The sequence below is a fragment of the Micromonospora sp. DT48 genome (assembly GCF_049844495.1).
GTDB lineage: Bacteria > Actinomycetota > Actinomycetes > Mycobacteriales > Micromonosporaceae > Micromonospora.
Genome location: NZ_JBNCLE010000026.1, coordinates 36625 through 54639, shown reverse-complemented (window position 1 = coordinate 54639; position 18015 = coordinate 36625). Strand labels below are relative to the sequence as shown.

Here is an 18015-nt window from a genome sequence, read left to right as displayed (position 1 = left end):
ATCGGCTGGCACCACACCACCGGCGCGACCAACATCGCCCGAGCCACCCGCCAAGCCAACCGCCGATCACACGACCTAATCACCGCCGTGACCAGCAGCTACCCGACAACGCAATAGCCCTGACCCCGCCCTGCGGACGAGACTCTACGAAAAAGCCAAGCCACGGGTATAGGCGACACGGCGACGCCTGCCGCCCGACCAACTCAACCCGCCTCCGAGCCTCTAACCGTCTTCGCCCACCAGCAGCGGCCCCAAGCGGGGCCAGACATCGATGTCGAAGGCGCACGATCGGCGACACCCGATTCCATTCCTCCGCCGACGTGGCCGGCCAGACGTACCACGGCGGCACAGCCGATGCATTACTTCCAAGACGCCGCGATAGGACGACAAGCAGCAGTGGCAGCACCCCGACACGCTTCTCGTCTCACCGCCGCGGAATAGATCAAATGATCGCGACGGCCAACTGGCTCGCCCGGAGTGATGACCTGCAGCAACCGCAAGCGCTCGGACAGACCCACTAGCTTCCAGCATCCGCGAACCGGAAAGTACATCGATCGAAGCGACGAGACAGAGCAGGCGCTCACAGAAGGGCTTCCGGACCTACGCGATACCGGCGACGACGAGATCGGCCGTTCTCCAAGTGGGTGGCGGTTTAACCAAGGCATTATTCCTTGGAATCGCAGAACAGACAAAGAAAGAGGCACGTGAGCACCGCAAGCGCTTCGGCCGGATTCCACACGCAGTGCGGCAGAAGCGAGCGTTCGTTCGCACCACTGTTGGTGGTAAATCTCTAGGATGGCTTCCGTGACCAGTGCACCGTCTCAGCGATGTTGAGACTGATCGTGTCGACACCGATGCACCGGTAGTCGGTGTTGGCCGGCACGACCAGCAGTGCCGGCTTCGGCGCCCGTTACACGCCACAGGACGTGGCCGTACTCACGATGATGGCCCAACTGACCGCGCGTGGCCTGTCCGCAGCAGAAGCCGCCCTGCAGCTCGTCGACAGGCGACAATGCCGCCCGTCGACCATCCTGGCGGCGACCACCACACCCCAGTCCGCGGCCCGCGGGATCGCCCGCGCCGCTCGCCGCATGGACGTGCGCACCCTCCGGGAAACGCTGACAGCGGCGGTCACCGCACACGGCGTGGTACACACCTGGCACACCCTGGTCGAGCCCGCCTTTATCCTGATCAGCCGAGCCCGATACAGCGAGGCACGTCGAGCGCTCACCCGCCGTGTGCTTGCCCGCTGTCTGAGTGAGGTCTTCGCCACGGTGCCGTGACCATGCTCCGGATCACCGGTGCGCGTCCTCCTGGTAGCCATCGACGAGCGCCGCGACCGCGTGGCGCTGGACGCCCTGGCCGCCGCACTCGCCGAAGACGGGATCGCCTCGCTACACCTCGGTGCCGGGCTGCAGCCCGCCACGCTCGTCGACGCGGTCGGTCGTAGCCGACCCACCGTCGTCGCGGTGTGGAGTCACAGCCGGCATGGCCGCGGGCCGCAGATCCTCGGGACACTCGCCCACGTCTCGGGTTGTCGGCCCACCGTCGTGATTGCCGGGAAGGGGTGGCCTCCACAGACCACCCCGACGGCCGGGATGTTGGGTCCATGCCTCGGCCTCGCCGACACGGTCGCCACCGTCGCCAATCTGATCTGAACCGACGTGGGCCGGCTGTCGGAAGAAGGTTGACGGTCCGGGTGGCACGCACGCGAGGTGACGCCACCCGGACCAATCCGCTCAGGCGAGGTCGACGCCGCGATAGAGCGGGAATGCCGCGAGCAGGTCGGTGGCCTGCTCGCTCACCCGGTCAGCCAAGGCCGGGCCGATCTGGTACTTCGCCTTGGAGCCCTCGGTCGGTGTGGTGCTGCTGAGCACAGCGTGGACCAGTCGGCGATCTGGTCCGGCTCACGACGCCGAGGCCACGACTGATCAGGGCCGGGGTACCGATATCGGATGCCCGAGGTGTACCAGGCACCGTGCTCGTACCTACTGGCCGTCGCTTGCCAGACCTGGCGGGTCCGGTGCGTGATGACGGCGGCCGTTCCCACTCACCGCTGCGGTGTGGTCCCGAACTTCCGCTGGGTGCCCTCTTGCCTCGACCACGATGGATTGGTAGGCGAACCAGCTACGACTGGCCCCACGTGAGGGGACTGCAGAAAGGGTGTAACACCAATTGGTGTGTCGAGCGTGTCGCAGCGCAGTGTTACTCGAGCTCGCGTCAGGTGAGCGGTGAACATGGCACCCTGTCCGGTTACCCGTTCGCGAGTGCGTCGCTATGGGAAGGGCGTCTGTGGCGGAAGGTGAGGGTCGACCGCCGGAACCTGCTGTCCGCTGCCCTGCGGGAGCACACCGCAACCACCATCCTTCGCGGGCGTGATCGGCACAGGCCCAGGTGCCGATGGTGTGGCGAAGGTGACCGGGGCGTCGAACGCGGCCCGGCGGGCGGCTCGGCGCAGCGCGGCCAGGACAGCCGGTCCGACCAGGACGATGGCGACGGCGGTGGTGACCGCCCGGCCGGTGTCCCAGCCGAAGGTGGAGGTGACGGCGGTGAAGACCGCGAAGCGGTGCAGGTTCTCCAGCACCGGTGCACCGGCGACGTAGGAGAGTTGAGTGTCCGCGCCGACGCTGAACGGCCAGAACCAGAGGTTCATCAGCAGCCCGTACGCGTAGGCGGCGACCGCGCCGTACCCGGCCAGCACGGCGATCTCGGCCCGCCCCCGCAGCCGGGACGGCAGCAACCCCGCGCCGAGCCCCAGCCAGGCCGCGGCCAGCATCTGGAACGGCAGCCAGGGTCCGACCCCGGCGGTGAGCAGCGCGGAGGCGAACAGCGAGATGGCGCCCAGCAGGAAACCGAACCCGGGTCCGAAGACCCGGCCGGCGAGCACGAGCAGGAAGAACACCGTTTCGATGCCGGCGGTGCCGGCGCCGAGCGGGCGTAGGGCGGCGTTGACGGCGGCGAGTACGCCGAGCATCGCCAGGGCTTTGCTGTCGATGCCGCCGGAGCTGAGTTCGGCCAGAACGAGCGCGAGCAGGATCGGTAGGACGATGATGAAGACCAGCGGCGCCTCGGTGGTGCGGGCCATGCTCTCAGGTTGGGCGGGGACGAAGAACGGCCAGGTGAAGGTGGCGAGCGCGGCGACGGAGGCCAGGGTCAGGATGACGGCGGTGCGCGGGGCGACCCGCAGCACGCTCATCGCGGCACCTCGGTTCGGGTCAGCGCCGTGGTGACCTGGTCCACCGTCAGCCAGGACTGCGGGGCCAGGACCTTGGCGACCTGGGGCGCGAACGCCGGTGAGGCGAGCATGACCTCGGCGGCAGTACCGTCGGCGACGATCTCGCCCTGAGCCATCACCACGACCCGGTCGGCGAGGATGGCGACGAGTTCGACGTCATGGGTGGCGACCACGACCGCCCGACCCTGCGCGGCCAACCGGCGGACCACGGTGGCGAACTGCCGCTTGGCCCGGTAGTCCAGCCCCCGAGTCGGCTCGTCGAGCAGGACCACCGGCGGGGCGGCGGTGAGCTGGACCGCGAGCGCGAGGGCCAGCCGCTGCCCCTCCGACAGGTCCCGTGGGTGCCGGTCGGCCGGCAGCCCGGGGGTGAGGTGGTCCAGCAACTCCCGGCAGGTCCCGTCGGGCACCTCGGACTCCCGGTCGGCCTGGGCGCACTCGGCCGCCACCGTCTCCAGATAGAGCAGGTCGCCGGGGGTCTGCGGGACCAGTCCGACCCGGCGTCGGGCCTGCGCGGCGGGCAGCGCCTTCGGATCGGTGTCGCCGTCCGGGCCGGGCACGGTCACCGTGCCGCTCTGGCGTGGGCCGCTGCCCTGCACTGCCCAGAGCAGGCTCGACTTCCCGGAGCCGTTGCGGCCCATCAGCGCGACGACCTGGCCCGGGTGTAGGTCGAGGTCGACGCCGCGCACCGCCACCGTGCCCGGGTACCGCACCACGACGCCCCGCGCGGTCAGCGCCGGTACGCCGTCCGGCACCGGCGCGGCCGGTGGGGGCGACGCGTCGGCGAGCCGCTGCCGGAGGTCGCCCGCACGACGCCGGGCGTCGCGGACGGAGAGCGGCAGGGGTGTCCAGCCGGCGACGCGGCCCAACTCGATCAACGGCGGGGCCAGCTCGATGCCGGCGAGCACGGCGTCCGGTGGCCCGTCGACGACAGTGCCGTCGCCGGGCAGGTAGAGCAGCCGGTCGGCGTACTGCACGACGCGTTCGAGTCGGTGCTCGGCCACCACCACGGTGACACCGAGGTCGTGGACCAGGCGGGTGACGGCGGCCAGCACGTCCTCGGCGGCGGTCGGGTCCAGCGCCGAGGTCGGTTCGTCGAGCACCAGCACCTGCGGATGGCTGGTGAGGACCGCGCCGATGGCGACCCGCTGCTGCTGCCCGCCGGAGAGCGTCCGCAGCGGACGGTCCCGCAGCTCGGCGATGCCGAGCAGGTCGAGGGTCTCCTCGACGCGCTTGCGCATGACCGGCGCGGGCAGCGCGAGTTGTTCCATGCCGTAGGCGAGTTCCTCCTCGACGGTGTCGGTGACGAAGCCGGCGAGCGGGTCCTGACCGACCACGCCGACGACGTCGGCCAGGTCACGCGGCGGATGTGCCCGGGTGTCGCGGCCGTGCACGGTGACGGTGCCGTACAGGGTGCCGCCGGTGAAGTGCGGCACCAGGCCGTTGATGGCCCGCAGCAGCGTCGACTTGCCGGCTCCGGTGCGCCCGGCGACCAGGCACAGCTCGCCCTCCGGGATGTGCAGGCGCACGTCGCGCAGCATCGGCTCGCGGCTCTCGGCGTACCGGACGGTGACCCGGTCGAAGTCAATCATCGGTGCGCCTCCGGCTGGGCGGTGTCGCGAGGCGACGTGTGGTCGGTACGGCCGCTCGCCGCCGGTGGCACGGGCAGCGGTCGCGGAGCGGGGTTCGCCGTCGGCGCCGGTGGGGCCAGCCAGGCCGGTGCCACCGCCACCAGCACCGCGAGCACCACCAGGGGCGTCAACTCCGGCCAGGTGAGCGGGCTGACCGGCGGGTAGAGCCGCTCCGGATCCACCGTGCCGGCCATCGTCATCACCGCAGCAGTGGCCAGGCCGCACCCGGCGACGGCCAGCTCGGCCAGCCGCCACCGGTCGGGGCGGTAGCGGCTACGCCGCACCTGACGCCCGGCCAGCAGCATTCCGGCCACTGCCGTGGCCAGCCCGGCGACCAGCATCGGCAGACCGAGGTAGCCCGGCACGGTCGCGTCGAGCAGGCCGTACGTGCCGACGCAGACACCGACCAGCCCGGCGAGCACCAGGGCACCGGTGAGTGCACGCTGACCGGCCGGTACGGCGGCGGTGCGTCCGTAACCCCGCGAGTCCATCGCCGCCGCCAGGGCGAGGGACCGGTCCAGGGCGTCGGCCAGCACCGGCACGGCGATGCCCCGCAGGGCGCGCAGGCCGTGCCCGGCAGCACCGCGCAGTCGGCGGGCGCGGCGTACCCGCAGCACGCTCTCGACCAGTTGCGGGGCGACCGACAGGGCGACCACCACCGCCGTGCTGACCGCGTACAGGGCGCCGGGTACGGCCTTGAGTAGCCGCTTCGGGTTGGCCAGGGCGTTGGCGGCACCGAGGCAGATCAGCATCGTGGCCAGCCGCAGCCCGTCGTAGAAGCCGCCGAGAAGTTGTTCGGCGGCGACGGGACCGAACAGCCGGATACCGGCCGCCCAGGCGGGCAGCGGGATCTCCGGCAGGTGGAGCAGGACGTGGTCGCCCTGACCACCGCCGAAGACGAGGCGGAACAGCACCCGCATCGCCACGATCACCGCACCGAGCACCAGGTACATCCGGAACGCCAGCGCCCAGGGGGCGTCGCCGCGACGACGGACCACCACCAGCGCGGCCGCGGCGACGATCATCGCCAGCGGCAGCGGGTTCGTGGTGTGGCTGGCGGCGGTGGCCAGCCCCAGCGCCCAGCACCACCACGCGCCCGGGTGCAGGCTGCGCGGTAGCCGGCCGGCCCGGACGGACCGGGCCCCGGACCACGCCGACACCCGGGCGGGCGGTCCGCTGTCGACGACGGCCCGGTCAGTCATCCGGGGTACGCCGACGACGGGCCGCGAGGCCACCGCCGCCGACCAGTGCCACCAGCAGGAACAGCCCGGCCAGGGTGCCCAGCGGCAGACCGTCGCCGTCCCGGGCCCCGGTCACCTCGACCGGCGGGAGCGAGCCCGTCGGGTCGGTCGACGGCACGGGGGCGGCGCCCAGGGGCGGAACGACGCTCGCCGTCGGCGGCACCTGCGGCGCAGGGCCCGACGGGTCGCCGGTCGGCGCGACCGGGACCGAGGCGGCGGGCGTACCACCTGCACCGGTCGGGGTGCCGACGCCGGGTGCCACGGGTGCGTCCGCGGTCGGTGGCGGGAGGGCGGGTGGCGGGTTGCCCGGTGCTGGTGGGGTAGGTGCGGGTGGTGGCGGGGCCGGTGCCGAGGTGCGGGGCGGCGGCGGTGCCGGTGGTGTGGTGCGCGGCAGGGCCGGCCGGTTCGGTGCCACCGCGGGTCGCGGCGCATTGTCGGCGCTGCGGTTCAGCGAGAACGACCAGCCTTCGAAGCTGCCCGCCGGGGGCTTGCGGTTGAGGACCCCCTTGTCGCTGTACGTCCAGACACCGCCGTCCGGCGCGTGCCAGTACGACCAGTAGGCGCTGGCCGGCGGGGTGTCCACGCACTTCTCCGTCGCGGCCGAGGGTTTACCCTCGATCCGGCAGATAAAGCCCTCGCCCCAGCGCAGGGTGCCGGTGATCTGGAAGCCGGCGCTCTTCAGCGCGGCAAGGCCGGTGGCCTGGTCGCCCGGGGCGCAGCGGACCACCACCCCACCGCCGAGCTCCTTGAAGTCGACCACCACGGTCACCCCGTCGGCGTCCGGACAATGACCGGCGCGGCCGGCGGCCTGGGCCGGAGCCGCCCCGACGGCCGTGCTCGCGGCGGTCACCGCGAGCACCACTGCCGCACGGACCGCCCGCCTGCTCATGTGGCCCGCCGGCGGCCCAGCACCAGCAGCACCGCTCCCCCGCCGACGAGCAGCAGCGCGGTGAGCACGTACCCGCCGATGGCCACGCCGGTGGTCGGCAGGCGTCCCGGTCCGCCCGCGACCGGGCTGGTGCTCACGGTCGGCGTGGCGACAGGCGTGGACGGCGTGTCACTCGGCGTCGGGCCGGCGGTGGGCGTGTCACTCGGCGACGCGCTCGGCGTCGGGCTGGCGGTCGGCGCGTCGGTCGGCGTCGGTGACGCGGACGGTGCGGGCGAGCCGGTGGGCGTGGGCGACGCGCTGGTCGACGGGGTAGGGCCGCCGGTGGGCGGCGGATCGAGACCGATCCGGCCGAGCGGCACCTGGGCCAGGCCGAGCAGCGCCTGGGCGGTAGCGCGACGCCACTGGTCCCGAAGGTTGTCGGTGATGCCCTCGTCGACCGCCTCGGTCAGCGCGCCGGTGTCGTAGGCGATGGCTCCTGCGTCAGCCGTAGCGGCACCACCGTTGGCTCCGGTGAGCTGCAGCGCTGCCAGGGCCTGGGCGGCCCGGGTGGCCTCGGTGTCGCGGCCGGCCGCGGCGAGTGCCTGGCCGGCGAGGCCGGTGCTGTTGGAGTTCGCGCCGCTGGTCGGCCCGGACCCACCGAAGGACCCGTCGGCGCGTTGCTGTGCCACCAGCCAGTCCACGCCGCGTCCCGCCGCGTCGTCGGCACCCGCGGCCAGCAGCGCCTGGACGGCCATCGCGGTCGAGTCGACATCGAGCGTGGCGTTGCTCTCGGCGTCGCAGGACGGCGACGGTGCGCCCGCAGCATCCGGGTACAGCCGAAAACCACCGGCCGCGCACTGCTGCCGGACCAGGAAGTCGACCGTCTCCTGCGGTGCGCCGCCGCTGCGGGCCAGACCGAGGACCGCGAAGCTCTGATCGAAGGTGTTGGACGGGTCCTGGCCGGACTCGTCGGTGGTGCGGCTGGTGATCCGACCGTGCTGGTGACCGGTGTGCGCCCCGGAGACCAGCGCCAGAGTTTCCGCCCGTAGGTCCCAGCCACCGAAGTCGGTCGGATCGGCGCCGGCGGCGGAGGCCGCATAGAGCAACTTCGCGGTGGCGCCACCGTCGGTGAAGCCCTCGATGCCCCAGTCGTCGTAGCTGTTGTAGGAGCGCACGTTCGCGGCGATCTGCGCGGTCGCCGCCTGCCGGGTCGACGGGTCGACGCCGGTGGCGGCCAGGGCGAGCATGCCGTCGATGGTGAGGCCCCAGTCGGCACCACCGAACGGCCCGGGCAGGACACCGTCGGCGTACTCGCCGGCGAGCCAGGCTGCGGCGTCACGCGCGGCAGCGCTGTGGGCCGCAGAGGAGGCGGCCACCCCAGAAGGGGGTGTGGCGACGACGATGGCGAGCGCCGTGACGACGGCGACGCCGAGACCGGCGCCGACGCGCCGGAGCGGGGATGTGGGCATCAGGGGTGCCTTTCGCAGAGCGGTCGGTGAAAGCTCCGGAAGGCACCGGCAACGCCATCGCGACGACGTGCCGAAAGTCGGCTGCCCGGACTTCACCCTGTAGACCTCGACAGTGGAAGCCGCTCGTCCGATTCGGGGCATTCCGGCTCGCGAGACAGGGCTCGCTCACGGTTGCGGGTCAGCGCCGGCTCTTACCGGCTTCCCCCCGAACGGGACGCATTCAGTTGTGTGCCCGGCACACCGGGTGTCGACACCGTACCGTGCGGTCACCCTACGGTGCCAGACGGCGTCGACACCCGGCAGGCGTCAGCGGCTCATCAGCCCGATCTGCAGGTCAGGGGGCGGTGATGCTGGGTGCCACACCGGCACCGAAGGACCATCCCTCGACCGTGCCCGGCGCCGGGTTGTAACTCGTCGCCCCCAGCGTGCTGTACGTCCAGGCGGCGCCGCTGCCCGAGGCGTGCCAGTACGACCAATACGCGCTGGCCGGCGGGGTGTTGACGCAGGGCTCAGTCGCGGCGGTCGGTTGACCGTTGATCCGACAGACGAACCCCAGGCCCCACCGCTGCGTTCCGGTCACCGTGAAGCCGGCGCCCTGCAGCGCGGCAAGCCCGGTGGCCGGGTCACCGAGAGCACACGCCACCTGGACGCCGCCACCGAGCGGACCGTAGTCGACCACCACGGTGACACCGGACGTCCCGGTGCACGCGGCGGCCTGCGCAGCCCGCGGGGACGGTTCGACAGCGATCAGTCCGAGAGCGACTACGGCGGTGGCCAGCACACCGGCGAGCCACCTACGGACGGGAATCTGGACAAAGGACATGGACACTCCTTCGAGGGGACGGGCGCTGTCTGGACCGTCAGCGGCAGCGCAGGATGGGGGCACCGGGAGACGCGGTGGCCGTGGTGAGCCGGGCATATCCGGTGCCGGTCAGGCCGAGCACGGCCTGGGCGGTGGCGCGGGTGGCGGTCGCCGGGTCGAAGACCCCACCGTCGAAATCAACCGCTCCCCGGTCGGCCACCGGCGCGGCGCAGCCGACCTGTAGTCCGGCCAGGAAGAGCCGGGCCCGCAGCCAGGCCACCGGCCGACCCCCGTCGCGCAGCGCCTGCGCCGCCAACCCGGTGCTGTTCGCATTCGCGACCCCGCCCGCGCTGGCGAAACCGCCGTCGACGCGCTGCACGGAAACCAGCCAGCGCAGCCCCGCAGCGGCGTCGGCCGACCGGCCGGCGGCACGCAACGCCTGCACCACGACGGCGGTGGCATCCACATCGGAGACACAGACCGGCTGCGCCGCCAGCAGCGGATAGCCGCCGTCGGGGCACCGCGTGCCGGCCAGCCACCCGGCGGCGGCCGCCGGCACGCCCTGCGTGGTCCGGTCCAACGCGAGGATGGCGAACGACTGGCTGAACGCGTTGCTGAAATCACCCCACGCCGACAGGTCGGTGAAACGGCCACTGGGCGACTGGAGCGAGCGCAGCCGGGCGATGAGATCCACACCGCCGACGTCAGTCGGGTCACCGCCGCGCACCGCGACCGCGAGGGCAAGCTTGGCGGTCGCACCCGCGTACGCCTCGGTGACTCCGTCGCCGATGTACCCGTCGCGAACGCCCGGTCGGGTGACCCAGGCCAGGGCCTGGGCGCCGAAGTCGTCGGCGGCACCGGCGGCAGCGAACGCGAAGACCGCGTCGAGGGTCAGCCCCTGGTCCGGGTACGCGACGCCGTCGAAGACGGTCTCGAAACGTTCCCCGTCAACGAGTTGGCGGGCCAGCCAACCAGCGGCCGCATCCGGCCGGACGGCACCCACCTGAGTGGGCGCGGCGACCGCCGGGGTGGCCAGGGTGAGAGCGGCGAGTACGCCGCAGAACAGGGCGAGCAGGCGGTGCCGGCTCAGGCGGACGACCATCGGAAGCGCCTTTCCGGCCCGGCGGTCATCAGAACCCGGCCCGCCCGGCGAGGGCGCGACTGGCCGGCCTCCGACCCGTGGGCCACGACGGGTGAGGAGCAGGACTCGCGGGCACGGCAGGTATTCGGGCTCGCCACCAGGGATACCCCTGGCGGCCCACCGTTGCGGGCCAGCGCCGGACTTCGACCGGACTTCCCCCGCACGCACACGCGGCTGTTCAATTGTCGCGCCAGTCTCGTCCACCCCACAGCCGCTGTCAATCCGCGACCAGACACGCACCGTATGTCACCGTGACGGGGGGGTGTCCCTATGGGTTTGTCAATGGGGCGTCGAGGGTCTTGGCCCAGGCGATGACGTGGTCGATGGCGTCGCGGGTGAGGCCGATCGTCGGGTCGGTGGTGATCAACAGGGTGGGGCTGGTGCGTGTGGCGGCCCAGCTGTGAGCTTCGGGTGTGTGGAGGTCATCGATCCATGCCGCGGGCCGTTGCAGGGCGTAGGCGGCAATGAGTGGGATCTTGTCGCTGGGGTGGAAGGGTGGGGCTGGCATGGTGATCACGGGTAGGGCCGTGATGTGCAGAAGCGGAGCGAGAAGCTGGTTGGCTTCGTCGTTCCAGCTTGTGGCCCATGCGATGTCCAGGACGGTGCTCGCTTCGGTGATCCAGGCGCCGTGTGTGGGGTTGACACGAACGGGTTCCTCGTCCTCAGGGAACAGGTGGTGCTCGGTGTAGCCGGCCGGCGGCTGAGTGGTTCCGTAGGGGTTAAGGACACCGTCGACGTCGAGCAGCAGCAGGGGTCGGCTCATTCGGAGGATTGTGCCTGGTGTGGTCAGCCGGTTGTGACCGCGACGATTGGCCTCGGCTGGTAAGGGACCTTGTCGCGGAGCATGGCGAACAGGACGTCGATGCGGCGGCGGGCCAGGCAGATCAGGGCGGCGTTGTGGCGTTTGCCTTGGGCTCTCTTGCGGTCGTAGTAGGCACGGCTGGCTGGGTCGGCCAGGGCAGCGAACGCGGCGAGGAAGAATGTGAGGTTCCCCCGGTTTGCCGGAGGGTTGGTTACCTGGCGCCGGTGGGCTCAGGCTGAACGATAGCCGTCAGGTCGTGCTGTGCCTGGTGGGTGTGCCAGGCGGTTTCGTACTCGTCTGGGGATCGCCAGCCGAGGTCTTTCTGGATGCGGCGGGTGTTGTACCAGCCGTAATGGCAACCGAGGACGCCCGTACCAGCCGATGGCCGTTGAGCCGGGGAATCGAGAGCGGCGCCTCGTTGAGGATCGTGGCCGCTGCTGACGCCTGTAGAAGCGGCGGGGCGTTGACCCTGGATATCGAGAGGGGCGCGCGGCGGCCGCGACGATCGACGAGGATGATCGTTTCGTGGTTCACCGGCGGGCTGAGCCTTGGTCAGTCGTAGGCCTGGAGCCTTGCGCGAGTTCGGGCGCCGCCGGTTGCGGGGCGAACGGCTCGTGAGATGTCGTGCGGCAAGCACTGTCCATTAGGGCGTCGCGCCTCGCTGTGGTCCATGACAGGGAGGAGCAACGGTGGTGGCGGTCGCGTGTGGCATCGATTGGGCGCAGGATCACCATGATGTAGCTGTCGTCGACGAGATGGGCGTGGTGCTGGCGTCGGTCAGGATCAACGACGACGCCGCCGGCCTCAGCCAGGTTCTGGCGCTGCTGGCCGAGCATGACCCGGCGGGCGGACGGCTTCCGGTGGCGATCGAGACGAGCCAGGGGCTGCTGGTGGCTGGTCTCCGAGCCGCGGGCCGCCAGGTATTTGCGATCAATCCCTTGGCTGTGTCGCGGTATCGGGACAGGTATCGGGCCTCGCGGGGCAAGTCGGACACGTTCGACGCGATGGTGCTGGCGAACATCCTGCGCACTGATGCGACCGCGCATCGGCCGCTGCCCGCCGACAGTGAGAAGCTGCGGTCGCTGCGGGTCCTGACCCGGGCGCAGCAGGACGCCGCCTGGGACCAGATCACGCTCACCAACCGGATCCGGACGCTGCTGCGGATGTTCTTTCCCGCCGCCCTGGCAGCGTTCGAGCGCGGCGGACGGCACCGGCTCGACTCGCCGGCAGCCCGGGTGATCCTCGCCGCAGCACCGACGCCTGCGGCCGCAGCTGCGCTGACGCCCACCGAGCTCGCGGAGTTGCTGTGCACCGCTGGCCGTCAGCGCGGCATTGCCGCCGAGGCGGACAAGCTGCACGGCATCCTCCGCAGCGAACAGATGCGTCAACCAGCAACCGTCGAGCAGGCCATGGGCCTGCACCTTCAAGGCCTGGTGCGGCAACTCGACGCGGTTTGCCAGACGTTGCAGCAGCTGGAGCAGCGCATCGACGAGGTGTTCACCGCCCACCCCGACGCGAAGATCGTCACCAGCATCCCCGGTCTCGGCGTGCAGCTCGGCGCCCGGCTGCTGGCCGAAATCGGCGACGACCGCAGCCGCTTCGCCGACGCCCGGGCGCTACGCGCTTTCGCCGGTGCCGCGCCGGTGACCCGTTCGTCGGGCAAGAGCAGCTTCGTGCACGCTCGCCGCGCCAAGAACGACCGGATCGCTGCCACCGGATACGTGTGGGCGCTGGCCGCCATCAGGCATGACTCCCACTGGAACGCCCGCTACCGAACCCGCCGTGCCGCTGGCGACAGACACGTCGCCGCCCTGCGGCGCCTGTTCCACCTCATGCTCGGCAAGCTGCACCACTGCCTACGCCACAACACCCTCTACGACCCCGGCAAGGCCTTCGCCGAACCCGCGGCCACGGCCACGGCCACGGCCACGGCCACCACAGCTTGACAGCCACCGTTGGTGAGATGTCTCGATGTAGGCGAAGATCGCGTTCTCGGCCTCGTCGCGGGTCCGCCAGGATGTGCGGTAGACGAGTTCGATCTTCAGGGTTGACCAGAAGTTCTCCATCAGGGCGTTGTCGTACGAGTCGCCGACGGAGCCCATCGAGGGCAGGATCCCGTTGTCCTGTAAGCGTTCGGAGAAGCGGAACGACGTGTAGTTCGATCCCCTGTCCGAGTGGTGGATCAACTGGCCGTCGCGCACATCGCGCGACCAGATGCCGTACTCGAGGGCGGCAAGGATCAGGTCGGTGTCGCAGCGGTCAGACGTCTTCCAGCCCACGATCCGGCGGGAGAACGCGTCGCGGACGGCGGCGAGCCAGAACGCGCCTTCGCCGCAGGGGATGCGGGTGGCGTCGGCGACCCAGAGCCGGTTCGGCCCGGCCGCGGTGAACTGTCTGTTGACCAGGTCCGGCGCCGGCGTGTGCCGTGGATCCTGTCGGGTCGAGCCGCCGCGCCAGCCTCGACGCAGGAAGGCGCCCTGCCAGCCCTGGGCAGCCATCAGCCGCTCGACCCGTTTGCGACCCACGTAGATGCCGTCACGGCGTAGTTGACGGTGGACCCGGTCCGCGCCGTAGGTGTGCCCGGACGCGGTCCAGATCTCGTGAATGTTGGAAATCAGACCCAGGTTCACCAGGGCCCGGTCGCAGGGCTGCTCGGCCTGCTTGACCCACACGTAGTACGTCGAGGCGCCGACGCCCAGGACCCGTAGCAGGAGCGCGACCGCGAACTGGTCACGGTGTTCATCAATGAACCTCATGACCGTCGCCGGGTCGGGTCGAGCTCCGCCGCGAAATACGCACTCGCGGCCTTCAGGATCTCATTCGCCCGCCGCAGCTCAGCGACCTCTCTGCGCAGACGGCGATTCTCCTCGGCCACCTCGCTGGTGGGCCGATCGTGACGCTCGCCCGCGTCGGCCTCGGCTTGGCGGATCCAGTTCCGCAACGCCTCGTGATGCACGCCCAACTGCTCGGCCAGGCGCCGGATCACCGGCTTCGGGTCCGACTCGCGGTACAAGCGCACAGCGCGCTGGCGAAGCTCATCGGGGTACTTCTTCGGTGCTGCCACAGAACACTTCCTCCCCACGGCCATCAGACCATGATCAAGAAGCTCCATGAAAGCGGGGGCGGCTCACCGACACTCGGACTGGGCCATCTGCAGTTCGAGGCCCTTGTCACCGCCGCCCGGCTGTCTGCCAACCCGAATGACTTCGCTCTGGTCGCCCTCTTGGGCCTGCTCGGCTTACGAATCTTCGAAGCCTGCGGGTCGAACATCGCCGACCTGGGAGAGGCACACGGCCACCGGGTCCTACGGGTGCGCGGCAAGGGCGGCAAGGTCGTCCTCGTCCCACTGCCAACCGCAGTCGCCCGAGCCATCGAACGGGCCGTCGATGAGCGCACCGCCGGGCCGCTCTTGCGCAACATCCATGGTGGGCGGATGGACCGACACGCCGCCACTCGTCGGCTCAAGCACCTGGCCCACATCGCGGGGATCCGGATGCCGAGGATGCACCCCCACATGCTGCGCCACGCCTTCGTCACCACCATGCTCGACGCCGGCGTCAGCCTCCGCGACGTGCAGATCGCCGCCCGCCACGCTGACCCCCGAACCACCATGCGTTACGACCGAGCCCGCAAGAACCTCGACCGGCACCCCAACTACATCCTCGCCGCCTACATGGCCTCCGGAACATGACCAGCCGCTCACGGCTTTGCCGATGTGCGGATGTGGCGGCGGCAAGCGGCGGAGGGGGCGTGGCGGTCTTTGTCGTTCAGGTGGCCAGCTTCTCGAAGAGTTCGTTCGGCGCGTCGTAGTACCTCGTTGTCCGGCCGAGGTGCGTCATGCCGAGCCGCCGGCAGACTGCCTGAGAGGCACGGTTGTCCGGGTCCGTGACCGCGATGACCCTCGTCAGACCCAGGCTGAACGCGTCGGCCAGGACCGCCGCCGCTGCTTCGGTGGCGTAGCCCTGTCCCCAGGCCTCCGGATGCAGGTGCCAGCCGACCTCGATATCGGTCGGCCCGCAGGCCGGTTCCCCGGCCGACAGGGGAATCGGCTTGAGTAGGAGGTTTCCCACCAGCCGGCCGTCCGCTGCCGTGGTGATGGCCCATATCCCGTGAATCGGATCATCGATGGCGCGCCGGCGTGCGATCGAGGCGAGGGCATCCTCGCGGCTGTTCATGATCCTGGGCCGCGCGCCCAAGAATCGCACGACCTCCCAGCGGGACTCGAGATCCAGCAGGAAGTCGGCGTCCTCATCGCGCCAGGGGCGCAGCAGGAGGCGGTCGCTCGCGATGCTGCGCATGCGGCCTAATCTAGGCAGCGCGAGCAACGCGCCTCAACCCGATTCCACTCGCACGCCTCTGGCCGCGATCCGCGCGTCGACCGACGTCGAGTACGACGTACGTGAGCTGATCAAGGAAGTCGACTCCGGCGATCGCGATAGCGTGCCGGCGTATGCAAAACCCTCGAGCAGGAGCCTCTCCTTGTCCAACAGCCCTCCCTCCCCTGAGGATGATGTTCCGAGTAAGTTCGACAACCTCGTGTTTCTCAGCCCCGAGCAGTACGAGGCACTGCTGAAGGCACGCGAGGAGCAGCAGCACGATCTGAGCTGCGAGCAGTGGGAGGCCGCGCTGAAGGCGCTCGAAGAACCGCTTTGACACGTGGCTCCCCTCCGTCAAGCATGAGTGCTGGGATCTTCGTCCGGTGACGGCGCCGCCGGGGTGGGCGGTACCCGAGACAGATCCTTGCGGGTGATCCCGGCCGCCTGTTCGTGCGCCTGGTTGAGGATCGCCTCCGCCTCCCGTCGGGCGGCGGTCACGATCCTCTCGGCTTCGAGCCGTGCCTCCGAGCGGTGGTCGTCGGCCTGCTCCTCGGCGAGTTTGAGGATCTGTTCTACCCGGGTGCCCAGGCCGCTGAGGGTTGGCCGCTGCCGGTTGCGCCGTCGTCGTTCCGCGACGACCCCGGTTTCTATGGTCGTCCCGTCGACTGCCACCCGGGCGTCCCCGTCGCGGTCGACCAGGCCATCTCCGACGAGATCGGATTCCGTCCTACCGACCAGCGAGAGTACGACGCCGAGCACGGCGATCACGACGCCGGGTCGTCGACGACAGAAAGCCGACGTGCGTCAGAGCGTTCTGGGCGGTTGCACGTTCGTGCGTGCGGCACCGTCGACCGGTGGTCCATGCCCGGATGGCATGTTATGCGGCCTTGGCACGCCTGTTCTTGATCTTGTTGGCGACGGCGTCGGCGGCGTCGCGGTGGAGTTGCTTGCTGACGCTTTGGTAGGTGTCGCGGGTGAGGGTGGTGGTGGAGTGGCCGAGTTGTTCGGAGACGATTTTGATGTCGATGCCGGCGTCGAGTGCCAGGGTGGCGGCGCTGTGTCGTAGGTCGTGTAGTCGGATTGGTGGGAGTCCGGCTTTGCGGACGAGGCGCCGGAAGCGTTGGGTGACGGCATTGGGATGCCAAGGATGGCCGTCGGGACGGACAAAGAACAGTCCTGTGTTGGGCCATGCGTCGCCGGCCGCGAGTTGCCACTTGGCGCGGAGGGCTTTGTAGGCGGTGAGGATTTTTACGGTGTCGGCGTCGAGGGCGACGTCGCGGTTGCCGGCGTGGCTTTTGGGGGCTTTGTGGACGGGGGTGTAGCCGTGGGTGGCGATCTGGTTGTTGATGGTGGTTTCTCGGCGGTGCAGTCGGACTTCGCTGTCGCGTAGGCCGCAGGCTTCGCCTCGGCGGGGTCCGCGGTAGGCCATGTAGTGCCACATGGGGAACAGGTCGGGTGCGTGAATGGCGGCGTAGTCGAGGAATTCCACGACGTGGTCGTCGGTCCAGACCATCACCGGTCCGGGGACCTTGCCGGTTTCCTTCCACTGCTGGACGCGTTCGTCTTCCCACATGATCGGCCGGGCGGGTTCGCCGGGGACCTTGACCAGCGCGGCGGGGTTGGCGCCGACGATGAGTTCGTCGGCGAGAGCGTCGTTGATGGCTTTGCGCAGGCAGGCGCGGATGCGTTGGCGGGTGTTGGGGCCGGTGGGCCGTACCCCGGCGACGGTCTTGCGGACGGCGGGGTCGGGACTGGCCTTCGCGGCGATGATGTCATCGTTTCGGCGTTCTATCGCGGTGAACATGGCGCGGATGTGGCTGGTGCGTAGCTTGTCGAGCGGGATGTCGCCGAGGTGTGGTGTGAGGTGCACACGGACGATTGACTCATAGCCGCGCAGGGTGTTCGCGTCGACGTCGATGTGGGCTAGCCAGGTAGTGAGGTAGTCGGCAACGGTGGGCATCTCCGCGAGGACCCCGTCGCCGCGCAGTCGTTGGCGGATGCGGTCGACGTCGGGCAAGGGTCGTTTGGCGCGTACGGCGCTCTGGAGTAGGTCGGCGATCTCGGTTCGGCGGCGCGTATCGCCCTTGGGGGCGAGGGCGAGGAGTGCACGCGCGTGGTCGAGTTCCTCGGCCGCAGCGCGTCGGGTGGGTAGGCCGGCCCGTCGCAGGGGTCGTCGGCGGCCGTCGGTGTTGGGCGGGAGTTCGAGTTGGTAGGCCCAGCTTCCGTGCTCAGAACTCCAGGCGCCGTTCGCTCGGCGTAGTTTTGGACAGTCGTTTCCGTAGGGCTTGCCGTTGTCGGGGTGGCGGCAGCCGCAGCGTTTGAAGATGCTTCCGGCAGGCATGGCTGGTGGTGCTCCTTGATCAGCTAGGGGTGGTGCATCGGTTTCGGTTGATCCACATCAACGCGTGACATGCGGGCACGATCAAGTCGGGGGGGGCCCGCCGCGGGGCGGGGGGGGCGGGGGTGGGGGGGGGGGGCGGGTGACCACGGGTGGGGGCGGCGGGCGCGGGGGG

Annotated in this window: 19 protein-coding genes and 1 pseudogene; 5 read left to right on the top strand and 15 right to left on the bottom strand. The window is 70.5% G+C overall.

The features are described 5' to 3' along the window. Positions 1-869: 869 nt before the first annotated feature. Both ACLQ2S_RS24640 and ACLQ2S_RS24635 read left to right on the top strand, forming a co-directional pair. Entirely contained in the window at positions 870-1283 is a 414-nt protein-coding gene (locus ACLQ2S_RS24640) for a hypothetical protein (protein ID WP_425703172.1), read from the top strand. Positions 1284-1301: 18 nt separating this feature from the next. Continuing rightward, positions 1302-1658 carry a hypothetical protein gene (locus ACLQ2S_RS24635; RefSeq protein WP_155222108.1) on the top strand — a complete coding sequence of 119 codons (357 nt, stop codon included), beginning with the start codon at positions 1302-1304 and terminating at the stop codon, positions 1656-1658. Between the two features lie 81 nt (positions 1659-1739). On the opposite strand, the gene ACLQ2S_RS24630 is transcribed toward ACLQ2S_RS24635, so the two are convergent. The 10 genes and pseudogenes from ACLQ2S_RS24630 to ACLQ2S_RS24585 all read right to left on the bottom strand — a co-directional run. After that, entirely contained in the window at positions 1740-1877 is a 138-nt protein-coding gene (locus tag ACLQ2S_RS24630; RefSeq protein WP_155222109.1) for a hypothetical protein, read from the bottom strand. 398 nt (positions 1878-2275) lie between these two features. Next, positions 2276-3196 carry an ECF transporter S component gene (locus ACLQ2S_RS24625; RefSeq protein WP_425703170.1) on the bottom strand — a complete coding sequence of 307 codons (921 nt, stop codon included), beginning with the start codon at positions 3194-3196 and terminating at the stop codon, positions 2276-2278. Then, positions 3193-4824 (bottom strand): ABC transporter ATP-binding protein, encoded by a 1632-nt coding sequence (locus tag ACLQ2S_RS24620; protein ID WP_155222111.1) that lies wholly within the window; start codon positions 4822-4824, stop codon positions 3193-3195. The genes ACLQ2S_RS24625 and ACLQ2S_RS24620 overlap by 4 nt, the downstream gene beginning before the upstream one ends. Beyond that, positions 4821-6065: a CbiQ family ECF transporter T component gene (locus tag ACLQ2S_RS24615; protein WP_155222112.1), complete on the bottom strand. Its 1245-nt coding sequence runs from the start codon at positions 6063-6065 to the stop codon at positions 4821-4823. The genes ACLQ2S_RS24620 and ACLQ2S_RS24615 overlap by 4 nt, the downstream gene beginning before the upstream one ends. Next, a complete protein-coding gene (locus ACLQ2S_RS24610; protein ID WP_155222113.1) occupies positions 6058-6993 on the bottom strand; it encodes a hypothetical protein in 936 nt (311 codons plus the stop codon). The genes ACLQ2S_RS24615 and ACLQ2S_RS24610 overlap by 8 nt, the downstream gene beginning before the upstream one ends. Then, positions 6990-8441 (bottom strand): cell wall anchor protein, encoded by a 1452-nt coding sequence (locus tag ACLQ2S_RS24605; protein WP_425703167.1) that lies wholly within the window; start codon positions 8439-8441, stop codon positions 6990-6992. The genes ACLQ2S_RS24610 and ACLQ2S_RS24605 overlap by 4 nt, the downstream gene beginning before the upstream one ends. A gap of 334 nt (positions 8442-8775) precedes the next feature. Further along, complete coding sequence (locus tag ACLQ2S_RS24600; protein WP_199180083.1) at positions 8776-9270, bottom strand: hypothetical protein; 495 nt, start codon at positions 9268-9270, stop codon at positions 8776-8778. Positions 9271-9301: 31 nt separating this feature from the next. Continuing rightward, positions 9302-10345 (bottom strand): peptidase, encoded by a 1044-nt coding sequence (locus ACLQ2S_RS24595; protein ID WP_102656675.1) that lies wholly within the window; start codon positions 10343-10345, stop codon positions 9302-9304. Positions 10346-10652: 307 nt separating this feature from the next. After that, entirely contained in the window at positions 10653-11147 is a 495-nt protein-coding gene (locus ACLQ2S_RS24590) for an HAD domain-containing protein (RefSeq protein WP_155222115.1), read from the bottom strand. A 23-nt stretch (positions 11148-11170) separates the two neighbouring features. Continuing rightward, a pseudogene (locus tag ACLQ2S_RS24585) lies at positions 11171-11362 on the bottom strand (IS110 family transposase); the annotation flags it as partial. Between the two features lie 516 nt (positions 11363-11878). On the opposite strand from ACLQ2S_RS24585, the gene ACLQ2S_RS24580 reads away from it, so the two are divergent. Then, complete coding sequence (locus ACLQ2S_RS24580) at positions 11879-13132, top strand: IS110 family transposase (RefSeq protein ID WP_425703176.1); 1254 nt, start codon at positions 11879-11881, stop codon at positions 13130-13132. On the opposite strand, the gene ACLQ2S_RS24575 is transcribed toward ACLQ2S_RS24580, so the two are convergent. Next, complete coding sequence (locus ACLQ2S_RS24575) at positions 13043-13942, bottom strand: IS3 family transposase (RefSeq protein WP_425703164.1); 900 nt, start codon at positions 13940-13942, stop codon at positions 13043-13045. The two genes, ACLQ2S_RS24580 and ACLQ2S_RS24575, sit on opposite strands and share 90 nt — an antisense overlap. After that, positions 13939-14250 carry a transposase gene (locus ACLQ2S_RS24570; protein ID WP_425703162.1) on the bottom strand — a complete coding sequence of 104 codons (312 nt, stop codon included), beginning with the start codon at positions 14248-14250 and terminating at the stop codon, positions 13939-13941. The genes ACLQ2S_RS24575 and ACLQ2S_RS24570 overlap by 4 nt, the downstream gene beginning before the upstream one ends. 30 nt (positions 14251-14280) lie before the next feature. Here ACLQ2S_RS24570 and ACLQ2S_RS24565 point away from each other — a divergent pair, with 30 nt between their 5' ends. Further along, positions 14281-14877, top strand: coding sequence for a tyrosine-type recombinase/integrase (locus ACLQ2S_RS24565; RefSeq protein ID WP_425703160.1), 597 nt, complete (start codon positions 14281-14283; stop codon positions 14875-14877). A gap of 76 nt (positions 14878-14953) precedes the next feature. On the opposite strand, the gene ACLQ2S_RS24560 is transcribed toward ACLQ2S_RS24565, so the two are convergent. Continuing rightward, positions 14954-15484 (bottom strand): GNAT family N-acetyltransferase, encoded by a 531-nt coding sequence (locus ACLQ2S_RS24560; RefSeq protein ID WP_155222116.1) that lies wholly within the window; start codon positions 15482-15484, stop codon positions 14954-14956. Here ACLQ2S_RS24560 and ACLQ2S_RS24555 point away from each other — a divergent pair. Then, the gene (locus ACLQ2S_RS24555; RefSeq protein WP_155222117.1) at positions 15474-15839 is read left to right on the top strand and encodes a hypothetical protein; all 366 of its coding nucleotides are present in this window, start codon (positions 15474-15476) and stop codon (positions 15837-15839) included. The two genes, ACLQ2S_RS24560 and ACLQ2S_RS24555, sit on opposite strands and share 11 nt — an antisense overlap. Positions 15840-15856: 17 nt before the next feature. Here the strand turns inward: ACLQ2S_RS24555 and ACLQ2S_RS24550 are convergent, their stop codons facing one another. Together ACLQ2S_RS24550 and ACLQ2S_RS24545 are read right to left on the bottom strand one after the other, a co-directional pair. Further along, positions 15857-16270 (bottom strand): DivIVA domain-containing protein, encoded by a 414-nt coding sequence (locus ACLQ2S_RS24550; protein WP_375335393.1) that lies wholly within the window; start codon positions 16268-16270, stop codon positions 15857-15859. A gap of 109 nt (positions 16271-16379) precedes the next feature. Then, the gene (locus tag ACLQ2S_RS24545) at positions 16380-17843 is read right to left on the bottom strand and encodes a site-specific integrase (RefSeq protein ID WP_155222118.1); all 1464 of its coding nucleotides are present in this window, start codon (positions 17841-17843) and stop codon (positions 16380-16382) included. Between the last annotated feature and the right edge of the window lie 172 nt (positions 17844-18015).